Source organism: Ramlibacter sp., assembly GCF_029866045.1.
In the GTDB taxonomy this organism is placed as follows: Bacteria; Pseudomonadota; Gammaproteobacteria; order Burkholderiales; family Burkholderiaceae_C; genus Ramlibacter.
This window is the reverse complement of sequence record NZ_JARXAB010000039.1, coordinates 1-14,978: the sequence shown is the minus strand read 5'-3', so window position 1 is coordinate 14,978 and position 14,978 is coordinate 1. Positions and strand designations below refer to the sequence as shown.

The following is a 14,978-nucleotide window of genomic DNA, read 5'->3' as shown; positions in this document are numbered from 1 at the left end:
GGCATCTGGCTCTGGAGCGTTCTGCTGGCGCTGGTGGCCTGGACGCTGGTGCAGCGCCACGGCGAAGTGAGCGATGTGCGTGACCTGCGCGAGGTCCCAGATGCCTGAGCCCCGCCCGCACCCCCCAGCCTCGGGGCCTGGCCCAGCCCCGGCCTACGTGGCACTGGCCGGCCCGACCGCCTGCGGAAAAACCGCAGCCGCACTGGCCGTGGCGACACGGCTGCCAGTGGAGATCGTGAGTGTGGACTCGGCCCTGGTGTACCAGGGCATGGATATTGGCACCGCCAAGCCCACAGCCGCCGAGCGCGCCGCGGTGCCGCACCACCTGATCGACATTCGCGACCCGCGCGAGGCCTACAGCGCCGCTGAGTTTGCGGCGGACGCGGCCGGTCTGGTGCGCGAAATCCGCGGGCGAGGCGCCTTGCCGCTGCTGGTGGGCGGCAGCATGCTGTATTTCAAGGCCCTGTTCGAGGGCCTGGCGGCCATGCCGGCTGCCAACGCCGCGGTGCGCGCCGCCCTCGACGCGGACGCGGCTGCCCTGGGCTGGCCGGCGATGCACGCGCGGCTGGCGCAGGTCGACCCGCTCACCGCGGCCCGCCTGGCACCGAACGATTCACAGCGCATTCAGCGGGCGCTGGAGGTCTGGCAGATTTCGGGGCGGACCCTGAGCGACTGGCATGCCGGGCAGACCGCGCCGGCTACAGCGGCGACCGTGGACACCTCAGGCCCCGGGGCCAATGGTTCCACACACGGAGCCACCGGCCTTCCCCCCTCTCCCGCAACGCCCCTGCCGCCCGCTCTTTTCATCTCCATGGAGCCCGAGGACCGCGCCTGGCTGCATGGTCGAATTGCCCAGCGCTTTGAGCAAATGCTGGCGGACGGCTTCCTGGACGAGGTACGCGCCCTGCGCGCCCGGGGTGACTTGTCGCCCGACCTCCCCAGCATGCGCTGCGTGGGCTACCGGCAAGCCTGGGAGTGGCTGGACGCACACAGCGGCGAGATGCAGCAGGACGCTGCCTCGCTGTGCGAGCGCGGCATTGCCGCCACCCGGCAACTGGCCAAGCGGCAAATCACCTGGCTGCGCAGCATGCCGGCGCGCCAGGTGATTGCCGGCGACCAGCCGCAGGCGGTGGCTCGGGTGGTGCAAGCCATTGAGAGCGTCTGGACGCGTCTGGACCCATCCGCGACAGCCCTGAGCGGGAGCACGCCATGACAGACGCAGTGCTCCACGCCCAGGGCCTGGCCAAGCGCTATGGGCCGGCAACGGTATTCGAGCAGGTGTCGCTGTCGGTGGCACCGGGCGAATTCGTTGCCATCGTCGGCGAATCGGGCGTGGGCAAGTCGACCCTGCTCAATTGCCTGGCCGGTCTGGACACCTGGGATGCGGGCGCCATCACCCTGTGCGGCCACGACCTCGGCCAGGCCAATGACGACCAGCGCGCCCACCTGCGACGCGCGCATGTCGGCTTTGTTTTTCAGGCCTTTCACGTGCTGCCACACCTGGACGTGGCGCAAAACATCGCCCTGCCCCTGATGCTCCTGGGGCTGCCTGCCGCGGAGCGTGCGACGCGGGTGCAGGCCATGCTGGTGGCGGTGGGCCTGGCCGACCTCGGCGCGCGCCTGCCGCAGCAGCTCAGTGGCGGCCAGTTGCAGCGGGTGGCCATTGCCCGCGCGTTGGTGCACCGGCCGGCCCTCCTCCTGGCCGACGAGCCCACCGGCAACCTCGACCCGGCCACCGCCGCGCGGGTGCTCGACCTGCTGGTGCAGCAAACCCGTGAAACTGGCGCCGCCCTGGTGCTGGTCACCCACTCCGAGAGCGCGGCGCGCCGTGCCGACCGCACCCTGCACCTGACCGCGCACGGCTTCGTCTGAGGCTGCCCGGACCCTACGGGCTCCAACCGTTGCGAGGAGCCCGTTGACTTACCAGCCCTCTTGCAGGGAGCCTCCTCGTTCACGAGAGCCCCTGAGAGCCTTTGAGGGGTGCTGGTCGAAATACTTCGGGCTTTATCAACCCTAGCCCGAGAAAACGCCTCATGACTCATTGGCTGCGCACCACCGCCATCACCGGCGGTCTGCTCCTGTTGTCTGCCTGCGGCGGGGGCGAGACCACCAGCCCGGACCCGACCCCCTCGCGCAGCTACTCGGTCGGCGGCAGCGTCACCGGGCTGTCGGGCGACAGCCTGGCCCTGAAGGTCAATGGCGGCACGGCGCTGACCGTGGCTGAAGGCACCGCCAGCTGGACCCACACCACGTCCGTGGCCAACGGCAGCCCCTACACCGTCACCATCTCCAAGCAACCGGCCGGGCGCCGCTGCACCTTGGCCCAGGCCAGCGGCACCGTCTCGGGCGCCGACGTCACCTCGGTGAGTGTCACCTGTGCAGCGGTGACCTGGGTCACGAGCGCAGTGGCAGGGTCTGACGGGAGAGGCTATGTCAACGCGCAGGGGACACAGGCGAAGTTCAACGGTGTCTACGGGATCGTCACCGACCCGGACGGCTATGTTTATGTAACAGACTACAACAACCACGCGATCCGAAAGATCACACAAGGCGGTACGGTCACCACCTTTTTTGACCAGAACTCCAACAGCTCGAGCATGGGATTCAGCTACCCCTCGGGCTTGGCGCGGGACAGCCAGGGCAATTTCTTCGTTTCGTCGCCCGACTACCACCTGATCTACAAGATCACGCCCAGTGGCGGGTTCAGCATCTTTGCGGGCGGAGGAAGCAGCCAGACGCAAAGCGGCTACACCGATGGCCAAGGGACGGCGGCCTTGTTCAACAACCCACAGGGCCTCGCCGTTGATCAGAACGACAATGTGTACGTGGCCGACACTTCCAACTACGCGATTCGGATGATCACGCCCCAGGGCCTGGTCTCCACCTGGGCTGGCACGGGCACATCGGGAGTGACAAACGGCGTGCGGGGACAGGCGGAGTTCGGTTACCCCACGGGAGTGGCCTTCGGTCCCGACGGATCCCTCTATGTCGCGGACGGCACAGCGAACCAGATCCGGATGATCGCCCCCGACGGGCAGGTCAGCGCGCTCGCAGGCACTGGCTACTCGGGCCAGACCGATGGCGTTGCCAGCAACGCGACCTTCACCGAGCCCATGGGAATTTGCACGGATAGCCAGGGCACCCTCTACGTGACCGAGCGCGATACCAACACGGTCCGCATGGTGTCCCTGCCCTATGAAGTGACGGACAGCCAAGGCAACACCACCCGCTATCCGGCCCGGGTCAGCACCATCGCTGGCAGCGGCCTGGCGGGCGATACCGACGATCCGGCGGGCCCCAACACCACGACCGGGCGCATCGACGCGATCGCTGTGGATCGCGATGGCACTCTGTACTTCACCAAAAACTTCAGAACGCCGACTGACCGGTCGGTGGTTCGGAAGATCACGCCGCAATAACGGGCACGCCAGAAGCCAGCCGTATGGAAGCGGCTTGGAAGGCCTGACCGATACTCAGGCTCCAACTGCCCCCCGGACATGCGCCTGCGCCATCTGCTCGCCCACTTGCTGCTCTTGCTTCCCTCGCTGGTATTGCCCTTGAGCGCAGCGCAGGCGCAGCCCCTGCAGATCGGCGTTGACTGGTGCCTCGCGCCCGCCACCAAGCTTGACGCGTCCGCGCCGCCCTCCGCCTGCGCCTGGGGCGCGCAACCCGGTGGCCTGACCCGCATGCAGGGGGGCACCCTCTGGGCCCGCCTTCACCTGCCCGGGGCGAGCGATCTGCAGCCCGCGCACGAGGTCCACGTCGGACCGCATGCCCTGGGGTCGGTCGAACTCTTGATTCCACGCGGCACCGGCTGGCAAATTCTTCACGCGGGCCATCAGGTCTCGATAGGGGAGGGACAGGCTGGGGGACAGGCCGTCGCACAGGGCTACCGCTTCCAGATTCCCGCCGGTCCAGCCGGGGAGTCGGCCTTTTTAAGGCTGAACATTCCGCCGCTGCAGGCCGTGTGGGTGGACCTGCACCCGGCGGGAGCTGCCAGGCCTGTTGCCGCCGGCTGGGGCCTGGGCCTGCACATGGGCCTGCTGGCCGCGCTGAGTGCACTGGCCCTGGCCAGCGCCTGGCTGGCCCCGGGCGCCGTGACCCGGCGCTTCGCAGCCCTCATGGCCACCGTGTTCCTGTGCGTCCTCTCTGGCAGCGGCCTGCTCCACCTGCTGGTGCTGGGCGACAGACCGGAGCTGGACACCTGGATCTTCCAGGCGCTGATGACGGTGCGTCTGTCCCTGTGGCTGGGTGTGATTCAGGCCCTGCTGGCGCCCTACCCGACGCCGCACTGGCTGCGTCCTCTGGGATGGGCCATCCACGCAGCCACCACAGCCGCCATTGCCGCAGCCGCCTGGGGCCATGCGGAGCCAGCCCTGCTGCTGACTTTTCTCGGGACGGTGCTGCTACCCGTGTTCCTGCTCTGGGGACTGCGGCGAATGGAGCCCCTGCCACGCGCCCTTCGGCTGGCCTTGGTGGCAGACCTGCTCACCCTGCCGACACATGTCGGGCTCATGCTGCTTGCCAGCCTCGTCCACATCCCCGGCATCAACGGGTCGCTGGTGGCCAGCCGCCTGACCGACCTGGGCACTGCAGTGGCCATGCTGGTGCTGGTCATTGTGAACAACCGGGTGTCGCGCCGGGAACTGGAGCAGACACGGATCGCACTGGACCGCAGCGAGTTGCAGGCCCAGTTCGAGCGGCGGTTGAACCAGGAGCGCGGGACCTTGGCTGACATGATCAATCACGAGCTCAAGAACGCGCTCACGGCAATCCGGCTGGCGGCCCACAACCTGTCGGCGCGCCTCACACCGGATGCCGCCGACGCCCGACGGCGTCTGGACACCATCCAGACCTCGGTGCAGACGATGGACACCGTTCTCGCGCGCAACCTGATGGCCATCGGCGCCGAGTCCGCGTCAACGACCAACCCGGATTCAAGCCCCTGGATGCGCACCATCCCGGTCCAGCCAGACGAACTGTTACGTGAACTCGTTCGCCGGCATGACAAATCTGGCCGCATCGCGCTGGACCCACTGCCGCCGCATGGCATCGTGTCGGACCCGCAGTTGCTTTCCATCGTCTTGTCCAATCTGCTGGAGAACGCCTTGCGCTATTCGCCGCAGGAGTCGATGGTGCAGGTGGGAATGGCCGTCGTGCCGGGATCGGGCGAGAACGCCACTGTGCTGAGAATTAACTTCTGCAATGCGGTGGCGCCTGAGCGGCAACCTGATCCTGCCTCGGTCTTCCAGCGTTTCTATCGGCATCCGACAGCGCCGCCCGGCAGCGGCTCGGGCATGGGCCTTTACCTGGTCCACAAGCTCTGCGCGTTCTTGGGGGGCTCTATCAGCTTCCACCCCACCACCGGGCAGGTCTGTTTCATCGTGGAGTTGCCCGGATGAACGAGCTGCTAACCCACGCCACCACCGGCGCCATCCACATCGCCATCGTCGAGGATGAACGCCTGGTGAGGGAGGAGCTGGGAATCTTCCTGCGCGAGCAGGGATGGCGGGTCCACGAGGCCGACTCTGCCCAGGCGCTCGACGAAATTCTGGTTCGCCATCCCTTGGAAGCCGTCATCCTCGACATCGGCCTGCCGGGCGAGAGCGGCATCGAGCTCGCTCGGCGCCTGCGCGAACGGTACCCAGACCTGGGCGTCCTGATGCTCACCGCTCGAACTGGCGTGCCAGACCGGATCGCCAGTTACGACGCCGGTGCGGACCTCTATCTTCCCAAGCCGGTGGTGCCCAATGAACTCCTGGCCGCCTTGCGCAGCCTCCTGCGACGCGCACGCGGGTCGGCCCCCGAGACCGCATGGCGATTGGACATGGCCACCGGGAACTTGCACATTCCCGGTCGCCCATCCCCCTTGCTGCTCAACGACCGCGAAACCCGGCTGATGTGCGCATTGGCCGTGGCCTTGCCACGACCGGCCAGCGGGGAGAGCCTGTGCCTGACCCTGCGCCACGACCCCCATGATCGCCCGATTACGCGGCGAGCGCTGGAGATCACCGTGAGCCGCTTGCGTCGCAAGCTCGCCAGCGCAGCGCCGGACCTGCCGCATGGCGCCATCCGATCGGACTGGCAGTACGGCTACCAGCTGTTGGCAGACTTGCGCATCGAGGCCCGCTGAAGCACTGACGGAGCCTTTGTCTGACAGCGAGCGCCGGCTCAGCCTGACTTGCTGCAGGCACTTGCGGGCTAGGCTCTCGTCCAGTTTCCCAAGGAGATCTTCATGGCCACCTCACGCACAGGCAAGGAAGCCTGCGACCTGCTCGACGCCGACCACCGCGCGATCAAAAAGCTTTTCAAGACCTACGAGGAGCTTGCCGGCTCACGTGCCCGTAGCGCCAGCCAAAAAAAGCTGGACCTGTCGCGGCGCATTGGTCAGGAACTCACCGTGCATCTGCAGATCGAGGAGGAGTTGTTCTATCCCGCCCTGCGCGCCGTGGTCAAGGACACCGTCCTCCTCGACGTGGCCACGGTGGAAGACGATCTGATCAAGGAACTGGTGGCACAAATCCAGCAGGGCGAGGGGCACGCGCTGACCGACGCGCGGGTGCGGGTGCTCGGCGAGTCCATCGACCGCCATGTCAAGCAACAGCGCAACACGATCTTTCCCAAGGCCCGCGCCGCACGCAAGCTCGACCTGATCGCCCTGGCTGAGCAGCTCGAGGCGCGCAAGGAGACGCTGCTGATGGAGATGACCGACACAGGTGCGTTGGTGGACTGAGTCCGCCGGGCAGGGCGGCCCGGTCCCCGCCACAATCGGCGGCATGCTCGCCCTGCTGCGTTACTACTCTTGGCCGGAGCTGCGCCACCACCCCTGGCGCAGCGCTGCGGCCGTGGTGGCGGTGATGCTGGGCGTGGCCCTGGCCTTTTCAGTGCACCTGATCAACGACTCGGCCCTGGGCGAGTTCGCCAGCGGCCTGCGTCAGGTCGACGGCCAGCCCGACCTGGTGCTGCGCTCCACCCAGGGCGGTCTGGACGAGTCGCTCTACGCCCGGGTCGCCAGCCATCCCGAGGTTGCCCTGGCCAGCCCGGTGCTCGAAGTGAGCACCCTGGCCACATCGGCCAACCTGGTCAACTCGGCCAGGGCAGCCGCCCCGCCCACTTCGCCTGACTCGCCCGCCCCTGGCCGCCCCTCGCGCCTGCCGCTGCGGGTCCTCGGCATAGACCCGCTGGTCGCGGCGGCCTTTGCGCCCGAGTTGTTGCCCCGGCCGGCCGCGGGCGCGGAGCGCCTGTCGATGTTCGCCCCAGGCCAGGTCTTTCTCAATGCCGCGGCGGGCGAACGCCTGGGTCTGCCGCCGGGAACCTCCGGCGCGTCGCTCGAGCTGCAAGTGGGTCTGCGCCTGGTGCCGGTCACCGTCGCCGGCGAGGTGGCGGCCGCGGGTCCGCCGATGGCCGTGATGGACATAGGAGCCGCGCAAGACCTGTTCGGCCGTCAGGGCACGCTCACCCGCATCGACCTGCGTCTGGCCGCCGGCGTCGACCGCGACCGCTTCCGGGACCGCTTGCGCGAGGCACTCCCCCTGCCCGCCGGCGTGCTGGCCTCGGAGCCAGGCGACACGATGGCGCGAGTCGACAGGCTGTCACGCGCCTACCGGGTCAACCTCACCGTGCTGGCGCTGGTGGCCTTGTTCACCGGCGCCTTCCTGGTGTTCTCGGTGCTGTCACTGAGCGTGGCCCGCCGCAGCCAGCAGCTGGCCCTGCTGGGCGTGATGGGTCTCACCGCCGCGCAGCGTCTGCGCCTGGTGCTGGCCGAGTCGCTGATCCTGGGCGTGGCCGGCAGCCTGTGCGGCGTGGCCCTGGGCGCGGGGCTGGCCGCACTGGCCTTGGCCGTGCTTGGCGGCGACCTGGGCGGTGGCTACTTCCCCGGCGCGGCGCCGCGCTTGCAATGGAGCGGGCTGGCAGCGGCGGGGTACGGCGCGCTCGGCTTGGCCGCGGCCGCTGCGGGCGGCTGGTTCCCGGCGATGCAGGCCCGGGGCCTGCCGCTGGCGGCGGCCCTCAAGGGCCTGGGCAGCGGGGCGAGCGGTCGCCGCCAGGGCTTACCGGGGCTGCTGCTGATCGCCGCCGCGGTGGCCCTGGCCTTTGCGCCGCCGCTGGGCGGCATCCCGGTGGCCGCCTACGTGGCCATCGCCCTGCTCCTGGTCGGTGGCATCACGGTGCTGCCCTGGGCCGTGGCCGCCGTCTACGACCGGCTGGCGCCGCACGCTGCCGACCACGCGCTGGCGCTGCTGGCCATTGAGCGCGCACGACGGGTGCGCGAGACCGCAGCGGTGGCCGTCAGCGGCGTGGTGGCGGCGCTGGCGCTGGCAGTAGCGCTCACGGTGATGGTGGCCAGCTTCCGCACTTCAGTGATGCAGTGGCTGGACACCGTGCTGCCGGCCGACCTGTACCTGCGCACGGCCGAGGGCGGCGCCACCGGCGACACCGTCTTTCTGGACCCGTCCCTGGTGGTGGCTGCGGCGCGCGTGCCCGGTGTGGCTGCCGTCTCCACCCAGCGGGTGCGCTCGATCACCCTGGACCCTGCCCGTCCGGCCCTGGCCCTGATCGCCCGGCCGCTGGAGGACGCCAGCCGGCAACTGCCCCTGGTGGGCGACCCGGTGCCGCCGCCATCGCCATCGCCATCGCCATCGCCGACACCACGCGCAGCACCCGCCGCATCGCCATGGATCCCGATCTATGTGAGCGAGGCCGTGGTCGACCTGTACGGCGCCCGGCCCGGCCAGGCCTTCGCGCCACTGGGCCGCGCCCTCGGGCTGGCGGGCGCTGAGGCAGCAGGCGACCTGGGTGCCGTCCAAGGTGGCGACCTAGGTGCCGTCCAAGGTGACGTCCAGGTTGGCGGCCCGGGCGTCACCCGAGGCCACTCCTTCTACGTCGCCGGCATCTGGCGCGATTACGCGCGCCAGAGCGGCTCCATCATCATCGATGCCGCCGCCTATCAGGGCCTGACCGGCGACAACCGGGTCAACGACCTGCTGCTGTGGCTGGCCCCCGATGCGCAAGCGAGCGAGGTTCAAGCCGCCCTGCGCGCCCTGCCCCAGGCGGGCGAAGGCGGCCGCCTGCTGGAGTTCGCCTCCACCCAGGACATCCGCGCGACCTCGATGCGCATCTTCGACCGCAGCTTCGCGGTCACCTACTGGCTGCAGGCGGTGGCCATCGGCATCGGTCTGTTCGGCGTGGCCGCCAGCTTCAGCGCGCAGGTGCTGGCCCGGCGCAAGGAGTTCGGCCTGCTGATGCACCTGGGCCTGACCCGTGCGCAGGTGCTGCGGGTGGTGGCCGGCGAGGGACTGGCCTGGACCGCCATCGGCGCCGCCGCCGGCCTGGCGCTGGGCCTGGCAGTGGCGGTGGTACTGGTGCATGTGGTCAACCCGCAAAGTTTTCACTGGACCATGGAGCTGTGGGTGCCGTGGTCGCGGCTGATGGCGCTGGCGCTGGCGGTGATGGTCGCGGGCACGCTCACCGCCTGGGCCTCGGGACGGGCCGTGGCCGGACGCGACATGGTGCTGGCGGTGAAGGAGGACTGGTGATGCCCGGGCGGCGACCCTTGCTGCAGGGCCTGCTCGGGGCTGGTGCCCTTATGGGCCTGGGTGCTTGGAGCCGCTCTGCGCAAGCGCAGGGACTGGCAAAGACGCAGCCGCAGTCGCCATCGCAAGGCCAAGCAGCCACACGAGCGCCGGGACCCTCCGCCCCACAGGCGCCGCCCACCGTGCTGGCACCACGCACCTTGCGCTTTCCGCGCGACCACGGCGCCCATCCCGAGATGCGCACCGAGTGGTGGTACCTCACCGGCCAGGCCGCAGCCGGCGACCGACGCTGGGGCTTTCAGGTGACTTTTTTTCGCAGCCGGGTCGACGCCACCCGCGGCATGACCTCGGCCTTCGCCGCGCGCGAGCTGCTGTTTGCCCATGCGGCGGTCACCGACCTGGCCACCGGTCGGCTGCACCATGACCAGCGCATCGCCCGGGCCGGCTTTGGCGTGGCCCAGGCAGGGCTGGCCGATACCGACCTGCGCATTCGCGACTGGACCTTGATTCGTCAACCCGACGGCCGCTACCTGGCCCGGGTCGAAGGCGGCGACTTCGCCCTCGAGCTGGACGCCACACCGACCCAGCCGCTGCTGCTGCAAGGGCAGGACGGCCTCTCGCGCAAGGGTCCCGAGCCCACGCAGGCCAGCTATTACTACAGCCAGCCGCAGCTGCAGGTGCAGGGACGCCTGCGCCTGGGCAAGCAGGCGTCGGGGGTGACAGGGCGGGCCTGGCTGGACCACGAGTGGAGCGAGGCGCTCCTGCACCCCCAGGCCGTGGGCTGGGACTGGGTGGGCATGAACCTGGCCGATGGCAGCGCGCTCACCGTTTTTCAGCTTCGGCGGGCCGACGGCAGCGCGCTGTGGGCAGGAGGCTCCTGGCGCGCCGCAGGCGGCGCCGTGCAGGCCTTTGGGCCGCAGGCGGTGCGGATGGTCCCCACCCGCTACTGGAGCAGTCCGTTGACCGGTACGCGTTACCCGGTGGCCTGGACGCTGGACACGCCGCAGGGTCGATTTCAGGTGGAGGCGCTGGCAGATGCGCAAGAACTCGACAGCCGCCGCTCCACGGGGACGGTGTACTGGGAGGGCCTGTCCGAGCTGCGCGATGCAGCGGGCCAGCCGCTCGGCCAGGGCTACCTGGAGCTCACCGGCTACGGCGACCGTCTGCGAATCTAGGGCTCAAGCGCCTTCGCGCAGGTCCAGCGTGCCGGCATCGGGGGACAGTCCGGCCGCCAACCTCAGACGCAGCGACAGGTCGGTGCGCGAGTCGGCATGCTCCAGCGCCTGCTGCGGGGTGATCTCACCGGCCTGGACCAGGTCATAGAGCGACTGGTCAAAGGTCTGCATGCCCACCACGCTCGATTTGGCGATGGCAGCGCGCAACTGGTCGAGATCGCCCCGCTGGATCAGGTCAGACACAAAGGCGGTGAGCAGCATGACCTCGACAGCCGGAATGCGTCGGCCCTGCCGGCGCTCGATCAGGCGCTGGCCGATGACACCCTTGAGGTTGAGTGAGAGATCCATCAGCACCTGCCGGCGTGCGGACTCCGGATAAAAGTGCAGGACGCGCTCGACAGCCTGCGCGGCGTTGTTGGCGTGCAGGGTGGACACGCACAGGTGGCCGGTTTCCGCGTAGCGCAGCGCGTGACGCATGGTTTCTTCGTCACGGATCTCGCCGATCATGATGACGTCGGGCGCCTCGCGCAGCGCGTGGCGCAGCGCGTCGTGAAAGCTCAGCGTGTCCAGACCCACCTCGCGCTGGTCGACGATGCAGCGGCGGTGGCTGTGGAGGAATTCAATCGGGTCCTCGACGGTCAGGATGTGACCGGGCGAGGTGAGGTTGCGGTGTTCGAGCATGCCCGCCAGCGTGGTCGACTTGCCCGAGCCGGCCGAGCCCACGACCAGCACCAAGCCCTGGCGCAGCAGGGCCAGCTTGGCCACCACCGCCGGCAGGTTGAGGGATTCGAGCCGGGGCACGTCGTACTTGACCAGGCGCGCCACCACACTCACCTCACTGCGTTGCAGGAACACATTGAAGCGGAAGCGCCCCAGGCCGCTGACGCTGACCGCCAGGTCGCACTCGAGCGTCATCTCGAACTGGCGGATCTGCGACTCGGTCATGACCGAATAGGCCATGCCGCGCACCGAGCCAGGTCGCAGTGGCTCGGCGCCAACGGCCACCATGCGGCCCTCAACCTTGATGGTGGGCAGCGCGCCCACCGAGAGAAACAGGTCGGAGGCCCCGACCTTGACCATGTGCTGCAGGAAAGCGCTCAGGTCGCCCCTCTCCGCGGGACTGATGTCGTCGGGCTCGTGCAAGGGGCGGGTCATCGGGTCAACTCCGGGGGGCGATAACCGATTCTACTGACAGCTTGTCAGCGGTCAGGCTCGGTCCTCGATCGGGTGGGTCGCGCGCATCGCGATCCCAATTCAGACGTTGGGGGGCGGGCAATAATTTCCTCGCCTGGGGCCCTTGCACCGCCAGGGAGCACGTGCCGCGGGGACAATCACCCATGGCTCGAAAAGAACTCCCAGACGCGCCCAAAGGCGCGCCCCGCTCGCTTGGGGGGCTGCTGCCCTTCCTGCGCCCCTACCGCTGGCAGATCGCCCTGGCCGGCCTGTTTCTGCTGCTGGCGGCTGCCGCCACCCTGCTCTTTCCGGTCGCCCTGCGGCACCTGGTCGATGCCGGCATGGCCACGGGGCCCGGCGCCTCGGGCGGCACTCCGGACCCGGTGGCCAGCGGTGAGCGCCTCGTTGCCCTCCGGGGCTACTTCCTCTGGCTGTTCGCGGTCGCAGTCGCCTTGGGCCTGTTCTCGGCGGCGCGTTTCTATACCGTCACCTGGCTGGGCGAGCGTGTCACCGCCGACCTGCGCACCGCGATCTACCGCCATGTGCTGCGCCAGAGCCCCGAGTTCTTCGAGACCACCCAGACCGGCGAGGTGCTCTCGCGCCTGACCACCGACACCACCCTGGTCCAAACAGTGGTGGGCTCCTCACTCTCGCTGGGTCTGCGCAACGCGGTCATGGGCCTGGGTGCGGTGGCCATGCTGGTGTGGTCGCACCCGCAGGTCATGGGCCTGGTGCTGGGGGTGGTGGTCGGGGTGGTGTTGCCTGCACGCTGGTTCGGCGGCCGGGTGCGGCGGCTCTCGCGCGCCAGCCAGGACCGGGTGGCCGACTCCAGCGCCATCGCCGCCGAGGTGCTGAACGCGATCCCGGTGGTGCAAAGCCATGCGGCCGAGGGCCGCGAAGGCAGCCGCTTCGCACAAGCCACCGAGAACGCCTTCGCCACCGGCGTGCGCCGCACCCGGGCGCGGGCGGCGCTGGTGGCCTTCATCATCATCACCAGCGCAGCGCTGATGCTCTGGGGCATGTACCAAGGCACGCTGGCGGTGATGGCCGGCAGCCTGTCGCCGGGCCAGTTGGGTCAGGCGGTGGTCTATGTCATCTTGCTGGCCGGCTCGGTGGCTGCGCTCGGCGAGGTCTATGGCGACCTGCTGCGGGCCGCGGGCGCCACTGAGCGGCTGATGGAGCTGCTGCATGCGCAATCGCCAGTGGCCGAGCCGGCCGAGCCGCTGTCGTCACCGGTGCCTGTCAAGGGCAGCCGTGTGCAGCTGGAGGCCCTGACCTTCCACTACCCTTCGCGGCCGCAGACGGCGGCCCTGGACCATGTGGACCTGGCGGTGGCGCCAGGCGAGACGGTGGCGCTGGTGGGCGCCAGCGGCGCCGGCAAGACCACGGTGTTCCAGCTGCTGCTGCGGTTCTATGACCCGCAGGCCGGCCGCATTCTGATGGACGGTGTGTCCATCGACCGCCTGTCGCTGGCCGAGCTGCGCGGACGCATCGCCATCGTGCCGCAAGAGCCGGTGATTTTTTCCAGCAGTGCGATGGACAACATCCGCTACGGGCGCCCCGAGGCCAGCGACGACGAGGTGCGCACCGCGGCCCGTGCGGCCTATGCCGAGGAGTTCATCACCCGCCTGCCCGAGGGCTACGACACTTTTCTGGGCGAGCGCGGCGTGCGGCTCTCGGGCGGCCAGCGCCAGCGCATCGCGATTGCGCGGGCCATCCTGAAGAACCCTCCCCTGCTGCTGCTCGACGAGGCCACCAGCGCGCTCGACGCCGAGAGCGAGCGCATGGTACAGGCGGCGCTCGAGACCGCCATGCGCGGGCGCACAACGCTGGTCATCGCCCACCGGCTGGCCACGGTGCAGCGGGCTGACCGCATCGTGGTGCTGGACCAGGGCCGCCTAGTGGAGTCGGGCACCCACGCCGAGCTGCTGGCGCTGGGCGGCACCTACGCGAGGCTGGCGCAACTGCAGTTTCTGGAATAAGCGGCCGCGGCTGTGGCAAGTCCATAGCCGCGTTGCTGGCGTCAGCCGGCAGGCAAACAGGAGGGCCACGGGCAGGTCCTTCGCAGTAATCATGGGCGACTGTCCCCGCTCACACCAAGGCGGGCTCTGACAGAAATCGGCAGCTGCAAGTTGCCCCACCAATCTCAATTTGAGATAGGATGCCCATGCGGATCATCAGCCACCGCGCGCTGCGGGAATTCATCGGGTTTCATCCCCAGGCAGAGGCTGCCTTGCAGGGCTGGCGGCGGGTGATCGAGAAGAACCACTTTGCCCACTGGGCTGCGCTCAAGTCCGTGTTCAACACGGTGGATAAGGTGGGGGAACTGGCCGTGTTCGATATCGGGGGCAACAAGTACCGCTTGATCGCCCATCTCCGTTTCGAGGCACAGATCGTTTACATCAAGGCGGTGTTGACCCACCGCGACTACGACAAGGGCGATTGGAGGTCATGAAGTCATGAACGCACCCATCGATATGCGCCGGCTTCTGCCGGCCTGGGAAAAGTTCAGCGCCGAGAGCGGCATCGCGCCGATTCGCGATGAAGCTCACGCGGTACAGATGTCGCAATTGCTCGAGGCCTTGCTTTCGGAGGCGAAGGGCGACGAGCGCCACCCGGCCATGGCCCTGGCCGATATCGTCGGAGACCTGATCTCCGACTACGAAGCCGAGCACCATCCCTTGCGCGAGGCCAGCGGCCTGGAGGCGCTGGCCTTCCTGATGGCGCAGCACGGCCTCCGGCAAGGCGACCTGCCCGAGATCGGCAGCCAAGGCGTGGTGTCTGAAATTCTGGCTGGCAAGAGAGAGCTCAACATCCGACAGGTACGAGCGCTCAGCGAGCGCTTCGGGGTTTCAGCGGCGACCTTCGTTTGAGACCGGGCTTTGCGTTGGCCTATGCGTTGGCGTGGAACGCGCCGTGTGTGCGGCAGGGGCCCGGCGGCTTCGATGCAGGGGCCCTTCGGGCTCCCTTGCGGTGCTCGGTCGCCAGGGGCACGCGAGGCAAACTAGCCCCTTCAGGGCTCAAACATGCCTCGCTCTTCGGCCCCCAGCGGCCTGTGCGCCTCAGCCCCGCATAGGCGCCGCCGAACCCCTGCCGCACA

The 14,978-nt window shown here is 69.0% G+C and carries 12 protein-coding genes; 11 read left to right on the top strand and 1 reads right to left on the bottom strand.

Annotation, left to right across the window (positions count from 1 at the left end):
* The first annotated feature begins 100 nt into the window (after positions 1 to 100).
* From miaA to QE494_RS04425, 8 genes are all read left to right on the top strand, one after another.
* Positions 101 to 1,213 (top strand): tRNA (adenosine(37)-N6)-dimethylallyltransferase MiaA, encoded by a 1,113-nt coding sequence (gene miaA / locus QE494_RS04460; RefSeq protein ID WP_300041704.1) that lies wholly within the window; start codon positions 101 to 103, stop codon positions 1,211 to 1,213.
* Positions 1,210 to 1,872 (top strand): ABC transporter ATP-binding protein, encoded by a 663-nt coding sequence (locus tag QE494_RS04455; protein WP_300041703.1) that lies wholly within the window; start codon positions 1,210 to 1,212, stop codon positions 1,870 to 1,872. The genes miaA and QE494_RS04455 overlap by 4 nt, the downstream gene beginning before the upstream one ends.
* 161 nt (positions 1,873 to 2,033) lie before the next feature.
* Entirely contained in the window at positions 2,034 to 3,419 is a 1,386-nt protein-coding gene (locus tag QE494_RS04450) for a hypothetical protein (RefSeq protein WP_300041702.1), read from the top strand.
* A 78-nt stretch (positions 3,420 to 3,497) separates the two neighbouring features.
* Positions 3,498 to 5,402, top strand: coding sequence for a HAMP domain-containing sensor histidine kinase (locus tag QE494_RS04445; RefSeq protein WP_300041701.1), 1,905 nt, complete (start codon positions 3,498 to 3,500; stop codon positions 5,400 to 5,402).
* A complete protein-coding gene (locus QE494_RS04440) occupies positions 5,399 to 6,133 on the top strand; it encodes a response regulator transcription factor (RefSeq protein WP_300041700.1) in 735 nt (244 codons plus the stop codon). The genes QE494_RS04445 and QE494_RS04440 overlap by 4 nt, the downstream gene beginning before the upstream one ends.
* 102 nt (positions 6,134 to 6,235) lie before the next feature.
* The gene (locus tag QE494_RS04435; RefSeq protein ID WP_300041699.1) at positions 6,236 to 6,733 is read left to right on the top strand and encodes a hemerythrin domain-containing protein; all 498 of its coding nucleotides are present in this window, start codon (positions 6,236 to 6,238) and stop codon (positions 6,731 to 6,733) included.
* Between the two features lie 43 nt (positions 6,734 to 6,776).
* Positions 6,777 to 9,533: an ABC transporter permease gene (locus QE494_RS04430; RefSeq protein WP_300041698.1), complete on the top strand. Its 2,757-nt coding sequence runs from the start codon at positions 6,777 to 6,779 to the stop codon at positions 9,531 to 9,533.
* A 233-nt stretch (positions 9,534 to 9,766) separates the two neighbouring features.
* Entirely contained in the window at positions 9,767 to 10,705 is a 939-nt protein-coding gene (locus QE494_RS04425; RefSeq protein WP_300041705.1) for a carotenoid 1,2-hydratase, read from the top strand.
* A 3-nt stretch (positions 10,706 to 10,708) separates the two neighbouring features.
* Here QE494_RS04425 and QE494_RS04420 read toward each other — a convergent pair whose 3' ends face one another.
* Positions 10,709 to 11,860, bottom strand: a complete 1,152-nt coding sequence (locus QE494_RS04420) for a PilT/PilU family type 4a pilus ATPase (protein WP_300041697.1) — start codon at positions 11,858 to 11,860, stop codon at positions 10,709 to 10,711.
* A 182-nt stretch (positions 11,861 to 12,042) separates the two neighbouring features.
* Here QE494_RS04420 and QE494_RS04415 point away from each other — a divergent pair, with 182 nt between their 5' ends.
* The 3 genes from QE494_RS04415 (at position 12,043) to QE494_RS04405 (ending at position 14,751) form a co-directional block, all read left to right on the top strand.
* Positions 12,043 to 13,860 carry an ABC transporter transmembrane domain-containing protein gene (locus QE494_RS04415; protein ID WP_300041696.1) on the top strand — a complete coding sequence of 606 codons (1,818 nt, stop codon included), beginning with the start codon at positions 12,043 to 12,045 and terminating at the stop codon, positions 13,858 to 13,860.
* Positions 13,861 to 14,039: 179 nt separating this feature from the next.
* Positions 14,040 to 14,333, top strand: a complete 294-nt coding sequence (locus QE494_RS04410) for a type II toxin-antitoxin system HigB family toxin (protein WP_300041695.1) — start codon at positions 14,040 to 14,042, stop codon at positions 14,331 to 14,333.
* Between the two features lie 4 nt (positions 14,334 to 14,337).
* Positions 14,338 to 14,751 carry a type II toxin-antitoxin system HigA family antitoxin gene (locus QE494_RS04405; RefSeq protein WP_300041694.1) on the top strand — a complete coding sequence of 138 codons (414 nt, stop codon included), beginning with the start codon at positions 14,338 to 14,340 and terminating at the stop codon, positions 14,749 to 14,751.
* The last annotated feature ends 227 nt before the right edge of the window (positions 14,752 to 14,978 follow it).